Source organism: Pseudomonas sp. CCI1.1, from assembly GCF_034348165.1.
In the GTDB taxonomy this organism is placed as follows: domain Bacteria; phylum Pseudomonadota; class Gammaproteobacteria; order Pseudomonadales; family Pseudomonadaceae; genus Aquipseudomonas; species Aquipseudomonas paracarnis.
Window position 1 is genome coordinate 1545377 of sequence record NZ_CP133780.1, and the last position, 13944, is coordinate 1559320.

Here is a 13944-nt window from a genome sequence, read left to right on the forward strand (position 1 = left end):
CTTGCCTGCGATGCAGGCACCTCGGTCTATCAGTCAGACCGCAGTGATGCTATCGCAGGCAAGCCAGCTCCCACATTTGACCTTCACACCGTCCAATAGCTCGCAGTGCGCAACATGGCCTTCCCGACAGCCTTTTTCCAACCGGAACAAGCTGTTACTGTACCGATCATAAAGCCCAAGCCGCCTGGATCGGATCTCTGACTTGAAGCGTCCCCTCCTTCTACTAATAAGCCTGGCCTTGAGCTTTGCGGCGAACGCGACGATCACCGAGAGCCACGGTTATGCGCAGTTCGGCACACTCAAGTACCCGGCCAAATTCACCCATTACGATTGGGTAAACCCTGCAGCGCCCAAAGGCGGGACGCTGCGGGTGATGGCATTTGGCACCTTCGATACGCTCAACCCCTACACCTTCAAGGGTTCAAGCCCGGTTTCCACCGCCAACTTCCTGCAGTACGGCGTCAACGAGCTCAATGAGCCCTTGATGGTGGGCACCGGGCAATACGCGCCGTCGGGCGATGAACCCACCTCCAGTTATGGCCTGATTGCCCAGTCGGTGGAATACAGCGAGGACCGCAGTTGGGTGGTGTTCAACCTGCGCCCCGAAGCACGCTTTCACGACGGCAAGCCGATCACCGCCGATGACGTGGCGTTCTCCTATCGCACCCTACTGACCGAAGGCCACCCGCAGTACCGCACCAATCTGCAAGAAGTGGCACGGGTCGATATCCTCAACCCTCACCGTATCCGCTTTGTGTTCAAGCGCGCCGGCAACCCCTTGCTGATCCTGCGCCTGGGCGAGTTGCCGGTGCTGCCCCAGCACTATTGGAAAAACCGTGATTTCAAGGCCACCACCTTCGAGCCGCCCCTGGGCAGCGGGCCTTATCGCATCACCAAGGTTGCGCCTGGGCGGCAACTGGTGTTTGAACGGGTCAAGGATTACTGGGGCAAAGACCTGCCGGTCAACCAGGGTTTCTATAACTACGACAAGGTTGAAGTGGAATTCTATCGCGACAGCGACGTGGCCTTTGAAGCCTTCAAGGCCGGTGAATTCGATATTTACATCGAGCATCAGGCCAAGAACTGGGCCACCGGTTACAACTTCCCGGCGGTCAACCGCGGCGATGTGATCAAGGCGCAGATCGCCCATCAGATCCCCACCCAGAGCCAGGGCCTGTTCATGAATACCCGGCGACCGGCGTTCAGCCAGGCCAAGGTGCGTGAAGCCCTGGGGTTGATGTTCGATTTTGAATGGACCAACCGCACGCTGTTCAGCAGCGCCTACAAGCGTTCGGTGAGCTATTACCCCAACAGTGAATTCTCGGCCACCGGTCTGCCCGTGGGCCATGAGTGGTTGATGCTCTCGCCCTACCGCGACCAACTGCCGGCCGCGCTGTTTACCCAACCGTTCAGCCTGCCGCACACCGATGGCCGCGGCATCCCCCGCGAAACCCTGCGCCAGGCCCTGGCCCTGCTCAGCGAGGCCGGCTGGAAACTGTCGGGGCAGCGCCTGCTGGACAAGGGCGGGCAACCGCTGCGCCTGGAAATCCTGTTGGTCAACCCGAACCTTGAGCGCATCCTGCAACCTTATGTCGAAAATCTGACCCGCATCGGCATCGACGCCCGCTTGCGCACCGTTGACCGCGCACAGTACAAACAGCGCCTCGATCAATTCGATTTCGACATGATTCTGATGACTCTCAACCAGACCTTGAGCCCCGGTCTTGAGCAGTGGCAGTACTTCCACTCCAGCCAGGCCGCAATCAAGGGCAGCAAGAATTACGCCGGTATCGCCAACCCGGTGGTCGACCACCTGCTGGACCAACTGCTGGCGGCGCAGACCCGCGACGAACAACTGGCTGCCGGCCGCGCCCTGGACCGGGTGCTGCTGTGGCAGCACTACAGCATTCCCAACTGGTACCTCAACTATCATCGCCTGGCGTACCGCAACCGGTTCGCCTTCGTCACCACGCCGCCCTACAGCCTGGGCCTGAGCGCGTGGTGGCTGAAAGCTTCGGAGAAAGCCCAATGATGTCCTTGCGTACTACCCTGCTCGCCAGCCTGTTGCTGTGCACCGCGGCGCACGCCGCGCCGCAACATGCGCTGACCCTCTACAACGAGCCCCCCAAGTACCCCGCCGACTTCAAGCATTTTGACTACGTAAACCCCGACGCACCCAAGGGCGGGACCTTCCGCGAATCGGCCATGGGCGGCTTCGACAGCCTCAACCCCTATATCAGCAAGGGCGTGCCGGCAGACAACCTGCCGCTGATCTACGACACCTTGGCCATGCAAAGCCTGGACGAACCCATCACCGAATACGGCCTGGTGGCTGGCAAAATCGAAAAAGCCCCGGACAACAGCTGGGTGCGCTTCTACCTGCGCCCCGAAGCGCGCTTCCATGATGGCCACCCGATCCGCGCTGAAGACGTGGTGTTCACCTTCCAGACCCTGATCAAGGAAGGCAACCCGCTGTACCGCAACTACTACGCCGACGTCGATGAAGTCGTGGCTGAAGACCCGTTGCGCGTGCTGTTCAAGTTCAAGCGCACCAACAACCGCGAATTGCCGCTGATCCTGGGGCAGTTGCCAGTGCTGCCTAAACACTGGTGGGCGACCCGGGATTTTTCCAAGGGCAATCTGGAAGTCCCCTTGGGCAGCGGGCCTTACCAAGTGGCGGAGGTCAAGCCAGGCCGTATGATTCGCTACGAGCGGGTCAAGGATTATTGGGCCAAGGACCTGCCGGTCAATAAGGGCTTCTACAACTTCGATACCCGCATCACCGATTACTACCGCGACAGCACCGTCTCCCTGGAAGCCTTGAAGGCCGGGCAGTTCGACTACTGGTTGGAGTTCAGCGCCAAGAACTGGGCCAATGCCTACAATATTCCAGCGGTGAAAGAAGGCCGTTTGATCAAGGAAGAAATCCCCAACGGCAACCCCACCGGCATGCAGGGCTTCGTGTTCAACATGCGAAAGCCGATGTTCCAGGACGTGCGGGTGCGCAAGGCCATCAGCCTGTTGCTGGATTTCGAATGGAGCAACAAACAGCTGTTCAACGGTGCCTACACCCGTACCCGCAGCTATTTCGAAAACTCGGAAATGGCCGCCACCGGCCTACCCGGTCCGGACGAGCTGGCGATTCTCGAGCCGCTGCGCGACAAGATCCCTGGCGAAGTCTTCACCCAGGCATTCGAACCGTCCCACACCGACGGCAGCGGCATGATTCGCACCCAACAGCGCGAGGCCTACCAACTGCTGCAAGAAGCGGGCTGGAAGATCGTTGACGACAAAATGGTCGACAATACCGGCAAACCGGTGACCATCGAGTTCCTGCTGGCCCAGACCGAGTTCGAGCGCATCCTGCTGCCGTTCAAGCGCAACCTGGCGGACCTGGGCATCGACCTGGTGATTCGTCGGGTGGACGTCTCGCAGTTCGTCAACCGCCTGCGCTCCCGCGACTTCGACATGCTGGTGGGCAGCTTCCCGCAATCCACCTCGCCGGGTAACGAGCAGCGCGAGTTCTGGAAATCCTCCAGCGCCGACAAGCCCGGCAGCCGCAACTACATGGGCCTCAAGGACCCCGCCGTCGACCAGTTGGTGGAAGAGTTGATCGACGCCGGTTCGCGGCAAAGCCTGATCGCCCACGCCAGGGCGCTGGATCGCGTGCTGCAGTTCGGCTACTACGTGATTCCCAACTGGCACATCAAGACCTTCCGCGTGGCGTACTGGGACCACCTGGGCCATCCCAAGATCTCGCCACGCTACGACGTCGGCACCGCGACCTGGTGGAGCAAACCAGACGTCACCCCTGCCGTCCCCCTGGACACACGCGCCGATGCGGCGAGCGGAGGCGATTGAATGCTGGCCTATATTGTTCGCCGCCTGTTGCTGATCATCCCCACGCTGTTCGGGATCTTGCTGATCAACTTTGTCATCATCCAGGCCGCTCCCGGCGGCCCGGTGGAGCAAATGATCGCCAAACTCGAAGGCTTCGACGGCGCCACCAGCCGCATTGCTGGCGGCGGGGCCGAAGTTGCGGTGGCCGGTTCCAGCTACCGTGGCGCCCAGGGCCTGGACCCGGCGCTGATCAAGGAAATCGAAAAGATGTACGGCTTCGACAAATCGGCGCCGGAACGCTTGTGGATCATGGTCAAGAACTACGCCCAGCTGGACTTCGGTGACAGCTTTTTCCGGGACGCCAAGGTCATCGACCTGATCAAGGAGAAGATGCCGGTGTCCATTTCCCTCGGGTTGTGGAGCACCCTGATCATGTACCTGGTGTCCATCCCCCTGGGGATCGCCAAGGCCACGCGCCACGGCAGCCATTTCGATGTGTGGACCAGCTCGGCGATCATCGTCGGCTACGCGATACCGGCATTCCTGTTTGCGATTCTGCTGATCGTGGTGTTTGCCGGTGGTAGTTATTTCGACTGGTTCCCCTTGCGCGGGCTCACCTCCAACAACTTCGAGGAGTTGAGCTGGGGCGCCAAGATCCTCGATTACTTCTGGCACCTGGCGCTGCCCGTCACCGCCCTGGTGATCGGCAACTTCGCGACCATGACCCTGCTGACCAAGAACAGCTTTCTCGACGAGATCAACAAGCAGTACGTGGTCACCGCCAAGGCCAAGGGCCTGACCAACCGCCGCGTGCTGTATGGCCACGTGTTCCGCAACGCCATGCTGCTGGTGATCGCCGGTTTCCCTTCGGCCTTCATTGGCATCTTCTTTACCGGCTCGTTGTTGGTGGAGGTGATCTTCTCCCTCGACGGCCTGGGCCTGATGAGCTTTGAAGCGGCGATCAACCGTGACTACCCAGTGGTGTTCGGCACGCTGTTTATCTTCACCCTGCTGGGGCTGATCGTGAAACTGATCGGCGACCTCACCTACACCCTGGTCGATCCGCGAATCGACTTTGCCAGCCGGGAGCATTGAGATGAACCTGTCCCCCCTCAATCGCCGCCGGTTCGAGCGGTTCAAGGCCAACAAGCGTGGCTGGTGGTCGCTGTGGCTGTTTCTGGTGCTGTTCGTGCTGAGCCTGGGCGCCGAGTTGATCGCCAACGACAAGCCCCTGGCGGTGCACTTCGACGGCGGCTGGTACTTCCCGGCGCTCAAGCGCTACCCGGAGACTACCTTCGGCGGTGAATTCCCGCTGGAAGCCAACTACAAGAGCCCGTATATCCAGGAACTGCTCAAGGCCAAGGACGCCTGGACCTTGTGGGCGCCGATTCCGTTCAGCTACCAGAGCATCAATTACGACCTGAAAGTCCCGGCCCCGGCGCCGCCGTCCTCGGTCAACCTGCTGGGCACCGATGACCAGGGGCGCGATGTGCTCGCGCGGGTGATCTACGGCTTTCGTGTATCGGTGCTCTTCGCCCTGACCCTGACCATACTCAGCTCGATCATCGGCGTGATTGCCGGCGCCTTGCAGGGCTTTTATGGCGGCTGGGTCGACCTGGCCGGGCAACGTTTCCTGGAGATCTGGTCCGGCTTGCCGGTGCTCTACCTGCTGATCATCCTGGCCAGCTTCGTGCAACCCAACTTCTGGTGGCTGCTGGGAATCATGCTGCTGTTTTCCTGGATGAGCCTGGTGGATGTGGTGCGCGCCGAGTTCCTGCGCGGGCGCAACCTGGAGTACGTGCGCGCGGCGCGGGCGCTGGGCATGCAGAACGGCGCGATCATGTTTCGTCACATCCTGCCCAATGCGATGGTCTCGACCATGACCTTCCTGCCCTTCATCCTCACCGGCGCCATTGGCACCCTCACCGCCCTGGACTTTCTCGGCTTCGGGCTGCCGGCAGGTTCGCCGTCGCTGGGTGAGCTGGTGGCCCAGGGCAAGTCCAACCTGCAAGCGCCGTGGCTGGGCATGAGTGCCTTTGCGGTGCTGGCGATCATGTTGAGCCTGCTGGTGTTTATCGGCGAGTCCGCTCGCGATGCGTTCGACCCGAGGAAATGAGATGAATCCGGACAATCTGATCGAAATCCGCGACCTCAGTGTCGAATTCGTCACCGGCGAGCACCACCACCGGGTGGTCAACCACGTCAGCTTCGACATTAAGCGCGGCGAAACCCTGGCGCTGGTGGGTGAAAGCGGTTCGGGCAAATCGGTCACCGCCCATTCGATCCTGCGCCTGCTGCCCTACCCGTTGGCCAGGCATCCGTCGGGCACTATCGAGTATTCAGGGCAAGACCTGCTGACGCTTAAAGAGAAGACCCTGCGGCATATACGCGGCAATCGGATTGCGATGATCTTCCAGGAGCCGATGACCTCGTTGAACCCGCTGCACTCCATCGAAAAACAGATCAACGAGGTGCTCGGCCTGCACAAGGGCCTGACCGGCACGGTCGCCACCCAGCGCACGTTGGAATTGCTGGAGCTGGTGGGTATCCCCGAACCGCACAAACGCCTCAAGGCCCTGCCCCATGAGCTGTCCGGCGGCCAGCGCCAGCGGGTGATGATCGCCATGGCCCTGGCCAACGAGCCGGAGTTGTTGATTGCCGACGAGCCGACCACGGCGCTGGATGTCACCGTGCAGTTGAAGATCCTGGAATTGCTCAAGGAGCTGCAGGCGCGGCTGGGCATGGCCCTGCTGCTGATCAGCCACGACCTCAACCTGGTACGGCGCATCGCCCATCGTGTGTGTGTGATGCAGCAAGGTTGCATCGTTGAACAGGCCGATTGCGAGACACTGTTCCAGTCGCCCCAGCATCCCTACACCCAGGAATTGCTCGCGGCGGAGCCCAGTGGTGGGCCAGCCAACAATGATGTCGGCCCTCCGCTGCTGGAAGTGGACGACCTGAAAGTCTGGTTTCCGATCAAGAAAGGCTTTTTGCGCAATACCGTCGATTACGTCAAGGCTGTGGACGGCATCAACTTCAGCCTGCCCCAGGGCCAAACCCTGGGCATCGTTGGCGAAAGTGGCTCGGGCAAGTCCACCTTGGGCCTGGCAATTTTGCGCCTGATCGGCAGCCAGGGCGGGATTCGCTTCGAAGGCCAGCAACTGGACCGCCTCAGCCAACAGCAGGTGCGCCCGTTGCGCCGGGAAATGCAGGTGGTGTTCCAGGACCCGTTCGGCAGCCTGAGCCCGCGCATGTGCGTCAGCGAGATCGTTGGCGAAGGCCTGCGTATCCACAAGATGGGCACGCCCGCCGAACAGGAAGCGGCGATTATCGCGGCGCTCAAGGAAGTGGGCCTGGACCCCGAATCCCGGCATCGCTACCCCCATGAATTTTCCGGCGGCCAGCGCCAACGCATCGCTATCGCCCGAGCGCTGGTGCTCAAGCCGCGCCTGATCCTGCTGGACGAACCCACCTCGGCCCTAGACCGCACGGTACAGCGCCAGGTGGTAGAGTTGCTGCGCGGTTTGCAGGCCAAGTACAACCTGACCTACCTGTTTATCAGCCATGACCTGGCAGTGGTGAAGGCGCTGAGTCACCAGTTGATGGTGGTCAAGCAAGGCCAGGTGGTGGAGCAAGGCGATGCCCAGGCTATTTTTGCTGACCCGCAACATGCCTATACCCGGCAGTTGCTCAAGGCGGCTTTTTTGGTGCCGGCCTGACGGCACGCGGGTGCAAATGCAGGAGAAATAACGCCATGTCGCTCAGCCCAATCGCCCGTCCCGCAGACACGCCGCGCTTCTGGCGCGACGAACGCCTGCCGTTCATCGAAGCGCGCACCATCGCCGACGGGCGCAAGGTCACCTACACCCGGCACGCCCATGAGCATTTTTCCATCGGTGCGATCACCACCGGCTGCAGCTATTACCACTATGGCGCGCGCACCTTCGAAATCAGCGCCGGCACCGTGGTGCTGATGAACCCAGGCGATGTGCATGCGTGCAACCCCATCCATGACCAGCCCTGGTCCTACCACATGCTGTACCTGGACACGCCCTGGCTGACCGACCTGCAATACCAGCTGGGGTTCAGTACCGACCAGGGCTACCGGCCATTCGACACGCCCCATACCCGCGACACCACGCTGTACCACGGCTTGCTCGACCTGTACCGCACGCTAGTGGATGAACAGGCCGAACTGCTGCAAAAACAGAGCACGCTGGTGAGTTACTTCACCGAGGTGCAACAGCGTCTGAACCCTTCGTTGGCACCGGTACGCGAGGTCAACCACAAACTCGAACGCGCCGCCGACTACATCCGCGCTTACTGCACTCTGGCCTTGAAACTCGAAGACATCTGCCAGGCGGCCGACCTGTCGCCGTCTTACCTGATCCGCGCGTTCAAGCAGTATTACGGCTTGACGCCCCACGCCTTCATGGTCAACCGACGCATCCAGTTTGCCCGCAGCCAACTGCGCAATGGCGCACTGATTGCCGACGTCGCCCTGGCCGCGGGCTTTGCCGACCAGGCGCACTTCCAGCGCACCTTCAAACAACACTTCGCGGCCACGCCGGGGCAATACCGCGAGAACCTCAAGCCATCAGCAAATAACCCACACTGGCCACCAGCAACGCGGCCATCGAGCGGTTGAACAGCCGTACACCTTTGGGGTTGTTCAAGTAGCGGCGTAAAAACGTCCCCGCATACACCCAGCACGCCACCGACAGGTAGCAGATCACCAGGTAAAGCGCGGCAAACAACCACACCTGCGCCGCATCGCCATCAGCCACAAACAACCCCATGCCTGCCACACACGCCAGCCAGGCTTTCGGGTTGAGCCACTGCATGATCGCGCCATACAGCATCGACGGCGCGGTGTCGGCACCGTCAGCGTCCAGCCGACCATCGTCCACGGCGAGTTTCCACGCCATGTACAACAGGAACGCGACTCCGCCCCAGCGGATCAATTGGATCAGTATCGGCCAGCGCACCAGCACTTCATGCAGCCCCAGGCCGATCAGTATCAATAACAAGGTGAAACCTACGGCGGCGCCCAACACATGTTTCTGGCTGGCGACAAAACCGAAACGCGCGCCGGCACTTAAAGCAACCACATTGACGGGGCCGGGCGTGATGGACGTGGCCAGGGCAAAAGCGGCCATGGAGAGGATCAAGCTCATTACAGTTCCTTGTGTGATGCCAACGATGCTGAGATCACGGTAACGCGCCGGGCGATGAGCGTATTGAACAAAATGCCCCTGGGCGCTTCAGAAACGAACGCTGATCTGATGGATGCCCCCACGATCAAACTATGGGAGCTGGCTTCCACATTGGTCATGCATCGCCCAAAGGATCTACGCCTGGCACCGGTCCCCAGTGGGAGCGGGCTTGCCCGCGAAGGCGGCGTGTCAGCCACTGCATCTTTAACTGAACCACCGCTTTCGCAGGCAAGCCAGCTCCCACATTTGGATCGTGGGGCGTCACGGGAGCAAGCGCCCTCGCCACAGGTACAGCGCGTGGCCACTTGGAGGGGATGACACCGCCTCACCCTTGGTATCCTGCCACTCCAACCCACAGGGACCCGTGCGCATGCAAATCAACCCAGCCTTTATCCTTCACCAGACCGAGCACTGGCAGCTCAACCACCACCTGACCTCAAAGCTGCCCGGTTACCTGATGCTGGGCGCCAGGGCGCCGATTGACGCCCTCCCCGACATGCCTGAAGCCGCTCTGGCCGAACTGGGCGGCCTGCTCGCCAATATCCAGCGGGTGATGCAAACCCAGCTCCAGCCAAAATGGCTGTATATCAGCCGTTACGGCCATGTGCCGGGCTTACCGCTGCATTTTCATTGCATCCCCGTCTATGACTGGGTAGAGCAAGCGTTCTGGCGGGACGAACGCTATCGCTCGCTGAACGCTTTCGGGACGCCCCCCCTCGAACCCATGACCGATGGCGCTGAACTGACCCTGTTCGTATGGCGCGAGTTTGGCGAGAGCCTCACCCCGCCGCCGATTCAAGGGCCAGGGATAGAGCCTGTGATCGAGCAATTGCGCGCTGCATTCAAACGGGACTCATAACCCGCAACCGCTTCACCATCGGTACACACGCCAGCACCAACCCGGACGGCGAGCGGTACACCGCCTGCTCATCGCCCACATACCCGCACGCTCTATAAAAACTCACCGCGTTCAGTGTCGCATCCAGCACAACCTGTTCAATCGCCCGCTGCTGCGCCATACGCTCCAAGTGAGCAAGCATCACTTTGCCAAACCCTCGCCCGCTGAATAGGGGCAATACAAACAAGGCTCCGATTTCATGGCTGGCAAGATCCAGCATGCCAGTGACGACTGGTTTGCCATTGAACCATCCCATGTAGAACTGTTTTTCCATCAGCGCGCCGTAGCCATCACTGGCGCGACCTCGGGTCCAGAGCGCCATTTGTTCAGCGCTATAGGCGCCAATGCATTGGCCGCGAATGGCCTCGCGACGAATCTCAAACGCACGCTCGGCGTCGTCCGGCGTGGCACGTTTTATCTCCAGCATCGCAAGCTCCTTCCGTGACCTCAAACTGCCATTAGCCCATTTGTGCTAATCGACCCTACCTCACGGCAGCGCTATATTCCGCGGCACTTCCAACGCTCTAACCCACACCGCGCATTCCGTGCGCGCGGGTTCGTTGCGCGTTGGAAAAACCAAAACAACCCCAAGGAAGAAGCACCATGAAACTCTACTCCCCTGTCACTCGCTTTGCCCTGCTGGGCGCCTTGATCATCGGCGTCGCCGGTTGCAGCAATATCAAGCCCACCGAAGATCATCTCAAGAAGCTGTCGGAAACCAATCTGGGCGAGCCGGTAAAACGTATCTCCAATGTGCGCAGCGACTCCATGACCACCTACTACGTCGCTAACACAGCCTCCGGCGAGTACAACTGCTCCGTGCCCAGTGGTGCCAGCGGCGGCGCGTTCGCGATTGCCAGCTTCGGCCTGATGAAGCCCGCGGCCTACTGCATGCCCAAGGGCGCCAAAGGCAATGGGTTGACGCCGTTCATGCAGTAATATTTTCCTGGCTGAGCGCTCGCAGAGTGCCGCGCAGTTCCGCAGGGCGTACCGGTTTGGACAAAATAGCGATCTGACGATCGTGCAACGCGGCCTGGATTTTCTCCACGTCGTGCCCGGTAAGGATCAGCGCTGGCACCGCCCAGCCGCGTTGCTGGCGTAACTGGTCGATGCATTCGATGCCCGTGGCGTGGTTGCCCAGGTCATAGTCGGCAACGATGATGTCGCAGTCACTGACCAAACCCTGCCCCGTGGACTCGGCCTGCACTTGGCACCCCCAGCGCTCCAGCAGGGCCTGGGTGGCGAGCAGCACGTTGTAGTCATCTTCCACCAGGCACACCTTAAGGCCGGTGAGCAGCCCGGCTTGGCGTGCATCGTCGCGCAAGGCCGGTTGACGCGGCGCGGTGGCCAAGGCTAGGCCATGCAGGCTTACTGAGGTGCCATGGCCGACCCGCGAACGCAGGCTCACCTGCAACCCCATCAATTGCCCCAGGCGCTTGACGATGGACAGCCCAAGGCCCACACCTTCGACGTCCTTGTCACGCAGTTGGCGCACGCGATAAAACTCTTCGAAGACCTTTGACAGATGCTCCTTGGCAATCCCCCGCCCCTGGTCGTGCACCTGCACCACCACGCCGTCATCACGCATGCGCACGCCAATCAGCACCGGTCGTTGCGCCCCGTACTTGAAGCAATTGGAGAGCAGGTTCTGCACCATGGTCGCCAGCATGGCCGGATCAACCAGCACCCAGTGGGCACAGGGGCGCAGGCGCAGCTCCACGCCCGCCCAGCGAGCAGCCTCGGCGTTCTGGCGCACGAGGTCGGCAAGGAAGTCGCCCAGGTGGATCACTTGGTATTTGGGCAACAGGCGCCCGTTGTCGAGGGTGTAGAGGTCGAGAATCGAGCGGAACAATTGCGAGACGTTAAGCAGCGAGCGGTCGATATTGTCCACCAAGCGCTGTTCGTCCTCGCCCAAACGGGCTTCGCGCAGGCAGGCGGTAAACAGGCCAATGGAGTGGATCGGCTGGCGCAGGTCATGGCTGGCCTGGGCGAGAAAACGGGATTTTTCCAGGTTGGCGGCGATCGCCTGCTCGGAGGCCTTGCGCGTGCGCTCCAACAGGATATGGGCATACACCGGGATCACCGTGCTGGTGATCATCAGCATCAGCACCATGAATGGTTGTGCCTGCCACAGCGGCGTGAGTTGGTACACGATCAACAGCGCCAGCAACGCCAGCCCCGTCGCAATTGCCAGGTAGCGCGAACCGTAGCGCATGCCGTTGCCCAGGTTCACCCAGACCATCACCGCATACAGCGGCAATGCCGCCTCACCGCCTACCACCAGGCCGAACGAAGTGCCCGTGTAGTCGTGGATCATGCCAAAGATCCGCCGCGCCGGATAATGCCCGGGCCAGCGTGCGATCACTTGGCGAAGCACGATGGACGCCAGCAGGAACAGCAAGATATACAGGATCACCGGCAGATAAGTGTCCAGCGACTGCCCAGGCAAAAAGCCCAGCACGCCGATGTAAACGATAGCGATGCTGGCCACCACGATGCGCAGGTTAGCCTGATCGAGTTCGGAGTTAGTCTCGGGGCTCATCGTCATATCCTTGACCTATCATCTGAAGGAGCGAGCTTGCTCGCGAAAAACGTCAACGATAACGCGTTTGACCTGGGAGTACGCGGTGCCTGTGCGTGCTTCACGAGCAAGCTCGCTCCTACATCGGCGGTAAATAAATTAGCATGCCTCGACACAACCTTGCCCCAGGAAGGAGCTCGCCATGACCGGCCGAATCATCATCGCCGACGACCACCCCATGTTTCGCGAAGGCATGACGCGCACCGTGCAGCGCCTGCTGCCGGGCGCGGTGGTGCAGGAGGCCGGCGACCTGGCCACGGTGAATGCGTTGCTGTGCGAAGCGGGCGAGGTCGATACCTTGATCCTCGATTTGCGCTTTCCCGGCCTGACCTGCATCAGCCAACTGGCCGAACTGCGCCAGCAACTGAAGCGCACCACCTTGGTCCTGGTGTCGATGGTCGATGACCCCGCGCTGATCGAACAGGTCATGGCCTTGGGCGCCGACGGTTTTATCGGCAAGAACATCGCCCCGGACGAGATCGGCCAGGCGCTGCTGGCGATCCGCGAAGGCGAAGTGCTGGTCAAATTCGCCCCTTCAGGCCTGCTGCCCCTCGACACCCACACCCTCACCACCCGCCAGCAGGAAGTGCTGCGCCTGATTGCCCAGGGCAAGACCAACAAGGAAATTGCCAAGGCCCTGAATATCTCGCCGTTTACCGTACGTATCCATGTGTCGTCATTGTTGCGCAGCCTGAATGTCCCCTCGCGCGCTGCAGCTGCGGTGAAGTATTCCGGCGAGTTCTAGGCGATTGCACGGCTCAACGCTGCGCGGGAATACGAATACCGCCCCCACGGCATTGGCTTTTCACACTGCGCGGGCAACCGGCAAAGGCCAGGTCCTTGGTCAGGCACACCCGTACCTCCGACAACACCTTTCCCTTGCAGATCACCGCCATCCCGTGGTTACCCATACGCGGGTTGCTCGCGCGAAACAGCGCCTCGATCTCACTGGCCGGCAATGAAGGCGGCGTATTGAACGGCTGCAGTTGCTGCGGAATGGCAACCGCACCGAGCGCCACATCGGTCTTCTCCAGATATTCCAACGGCTCCAGCCCACTGCAGGTGCCATGCTTGGCCCACTCATGCTTGAGCAGCGCGCGGGTAGGAAACAGCGCCGCGCCCTTGTCCATTTCTGCCTCGCTCAAGCGCACCTGCGGTGTACAGGACGCCGGCCACCCTCCCCGCGCGTATTGCGGCCACAAGCCATGCAGCACAAAGCCGTAGCCTTTACCTGAGCATTGCTCGTTGCCTGGGTGCGTGAGGCAAAACGTGGGTGACCACGAGAGCGATAGCACATAGAAATCAAACTCACCCGCCTGCCCTTGGCTGCGTGGCGCCGCCGTTGTCGCGGTGGCGATCAGCAGCCACACCACCATCCAGTATTTCATCCCGGTATTCCTTTAAAAGAG

At 61.0% G+C, this 13944-nt stretch carries 13 protein-coding genes; 9 read left to right on the top strand and 4 right to left on the bottom strand.

Features of this window, described 5'->3' with window-relative positions; translation table 11 throughout:
• Positions 1 to 202: 202 nt before the first annotated feature.
• Genes RHM69_RS06660 through RHM69_RS06685 form a run of 6 tightly spaced genes read left to right on the top strand, consistent with a single transcriptional unit; the run spans position 203 to position 8488 of the window.
• Entirely contained in the window at positions 203 to 2032 is a 1830-nt protein-coding gene (locus RHM69_RS06660; RefSeq protein ID WP_014718255.1) for an extracellular solute-binding protein, read from the top strand.
• Complete coding sequence (locus tag RHM69_RS06665) at positions 2029 to 3861, top strand: extracellular solute-binding protein (RefSeq protein WP_072434484.1); 1833 nt, start codon at positions 2029 to 2031, stop codon at positions 3859 to 3861. Before RHM69_RS06660 ends, RHM69_RS06665 begins: the two co-directional genes overlap by 4 nt.
• Positions 3862 to 4935 (top strand): microcin C ABC transporter permease YejB, encoded by a 1074-nt coding sequence (locus tag RHM69_RS06670; protein ID WP_014718253.1) that lies wholly within the window; start codon positions 3862 to 3864, stop codon positions 4933 to 4935.
• A 1-nt stretch (position 4936) separates the two neighbouring features.
• Positions 4937 to 5956: an ABC transporter permease gene (locus RHM69_RS06675; protein WP_003190688.1), complete on the top strand. Its 1020-nt coding sequence runs from the start codon at positions 4937 to 4939 to the stop codon at positions 5954 to 5956.
• 1 nt (position 5957) lies between these two features.
• Positions 5958 to 7559, top strand: coding sequence for an ABC transporter ATP-binding protein (locus tag RHM69_RS06680; RefSeq protein ID WP_020301569.1), 1602 nt, complete (start codon positions 5958 to 5960; stop codon positions 7557 to 7559).
• 35 nt (positions 7560 to 7594) lie between these two features.
• Entirely contained in the window at positions 7595 to 8488 is an 894-nt protein-coding gene (locus RHM69_RS06685) for an AraC family transcriptional regulator (protein WP_200601179.1), read from the top strand.
• Here the strand turns inward: RHM69_RS06685 and RHM69_RS06690 are convergent.
• Positions 8430 to 9017, bottom strand: a complete 588-nt coding sequence (locus tag RHM69_RS06690) for a LysE family translocator (protein ID WP_069868411.1) — start codon at positions 9015 to 9017, stop codon at positions 8430 to 8432. The two genes, RHM69_RS06685 and RHM69_RS06690, sit on opposite strands and share 59 nt — an antisense overlap.
• Positions 9018 to 9426: 409 nt before the next feature.
• On the opposite strand from RHM69_RS06690, the gene RHM69_RS06695 reads away from it, so the two are divergent.
• Positions 9427 to 9915 (top strand): hydrolase, encoded by a 489-nt coding sequence (locus RHM69_RS06695; protein WP_014718250.1) that lies wholly within the window; start codon positions 9427 to 9429, stop codon positions 9913 to 9915.
• On the opposite strand, the gene RHM69_RS06700 is transcribed toward RHM69_RS06695, so the two are convergent.
• Positions 9899 to 10381, bottom strand: a complete 483-nt coding sequence (locus RHM69_RS06700) for a GNAT family N-acetyltransferase (RefSeq protein ID WP_014718249.1) — start codon at positions 10379 to 10381, stop codon at positions 9899 to 9901. The two genes, RHM69_RS06695 and RHM69_RS06700, sit on opposite strands and share 17 nt — an antisense overlap.
• A 176-nt stretch (positions 10382 to 10557) precedes the next feature.
• On the opposite strand from RHM69_RS06700, the gene RHM69_RS06705 reads away from it, so the two are divergent.
• The gene (locus tag RHM69_RS06705) at positions 10558 to 10893 is read left to right on the top strand and encodes a hypothetical protein (protein WP_014718248.1); all 336 of its coding nucleotides are present in this window, start codon (positions 10558 to 10560) and stop codon (positions 10891 to 10893) included.
• Here RHM69_RS06705 and RHM69_RS06710 read toward each other — a convergent pair.
• Entirely contained in the window at positions 10883 to 12496 is a 1614-nt protein-coding gene (locus RHM69_RS06710) for a hybrid sensor histidine kinase/response regulator (protein WP_032903839.1), read from the bottom strand. The genes RHM69_RS06705 and RHM69_RS06710 overlap by 11 nt on opposite strands.
• Before the next feature lie 181 nt (positions 12497 to 12677).
• Between RHM69_RS06710 and RHM69_RS06715 the strand changes: the two genes are divergently transcribed.
• Positions 12678 to 13280 (top strand): LuxR C-terminal-related transcriptional regulator, encoded by a 603-nt coding sequence (locus RHM69_RS06715; protein WP_014718246.1) that lies wholly within the window; start codon positions 12678 to 12680, stop codon positions 13278 to 13280.
• 13 nt (positions 13281 to 13293) lie between these two features.
• Here RHM69_RS06715 and RHM69_RS06720 read toward each other — a convergent pair whose 3' ends face one another.
• Positions 13294 to 13923 (bottom strand): ribonuclease T2 family protein, encoded by a 630-nt coding sequence (locus tag RHM69_RS06720; RefSeq protein ID WP_019820296.1) that lies wholly within the window; start codon positions 13921 to 13923, stop codon positions 13294 to 13296.
• Between the last annotated feature and the right edge of the window lie 21 nt (positions 13924 to 13944).

What these genes read in the sequence shown, in the direction of transcription:
- RHM69_RS06665 (WP_072434484.1), top strand. Translation starts at nt 2,029, where the DNA reads ATGATGTCCTTGCGTACTACCCTGCTCGCCAGCCTGTTGCTGTGCACC.
- RHM69_RS06670 (WP_014718253.1), top strand. Translation starts at nt 3,862, where the DNA reads ATGCTGGCCTATATTGTTCGCCGCCTGTTGCTGATCATCCCCACGCTG.
- RHM69_RS06675 (WP_003190688.1), top strand. Translation starts at nt 4,937, where the DNA reads ATGAACCTGTCCCCCCTCAATCGCCGCCGGTTCGAGCGGTTCAAGGCC.
- RHM69_RS06680 (WP_020301569.1), top strand. Translation starts at nt 5,958, where the DNA reads ATGAATCCGGACAATCTGATCGAAATCCGCGACCTCAGTGTCGAATTC.
- RHM69_RS06685 (WP_200601179.1), top strand. Translation starts at nt 7,595, where the DNA reads ATGTCGCTCAGCCCAATCGCCCGTCCCGCAGACACGCCGCGCTTCTGG.
- RHM69_RS06690 (WP_069868411.1), bottom strand. Translation starts at nt 9,017, where the DNA reads ATGAGCTTGATCCTCTCCATGGCCGCTTTTGCCCTGGCCACGTCCATC.
- RHM69_RS06695 (WP_014718250.1), top strand. Translation starts at nt 9,427, where the DNA reads ATGCAAATCAACCCAGCCTTTATCCTTCACCAGACCGAGCACTGGCAG.
- RHM69_RS06700 (WP_014718249.1), bottom strand. Translation starts at nt 10,381, where the DNA reads ATGCTGGAGATAAAACGTGCCACGCCGGACGACGCCGAGCGTGCGTTT.
- RHM69_RS06705 (WP_014718248.1), top strand. Translation starts at nt 10,558, where the DNA reads ATGAAACTCTACTCCCCTGTCACTCGCTTTGCCCTGCTGGGCGCCTTG.
- RHM69_RS06710 (WP_032903839.1), bottom strand. Translation starts at nt 12,496, where the DNA reads ATGAGCCCCGAGACTAACTCCGAACTCGATCAGGCTAACCTGCGCATC.
- RHM69_RS06715 (WP_014718246.1), top strand. Translation starts at nt 12,678, where the DNA reads ATGACCGGCCGAATCATCATCGCCGACGACCACCCCATGTTTCGCGAA.
- RHM69_RS06720 (WP_019820296.1), bottom strand. Translation starts at nt 13,923, where the DNA reads ATGAAATACTGGATGGTGGTGTGGCTGCTGATCGCCACCGCGACAACG.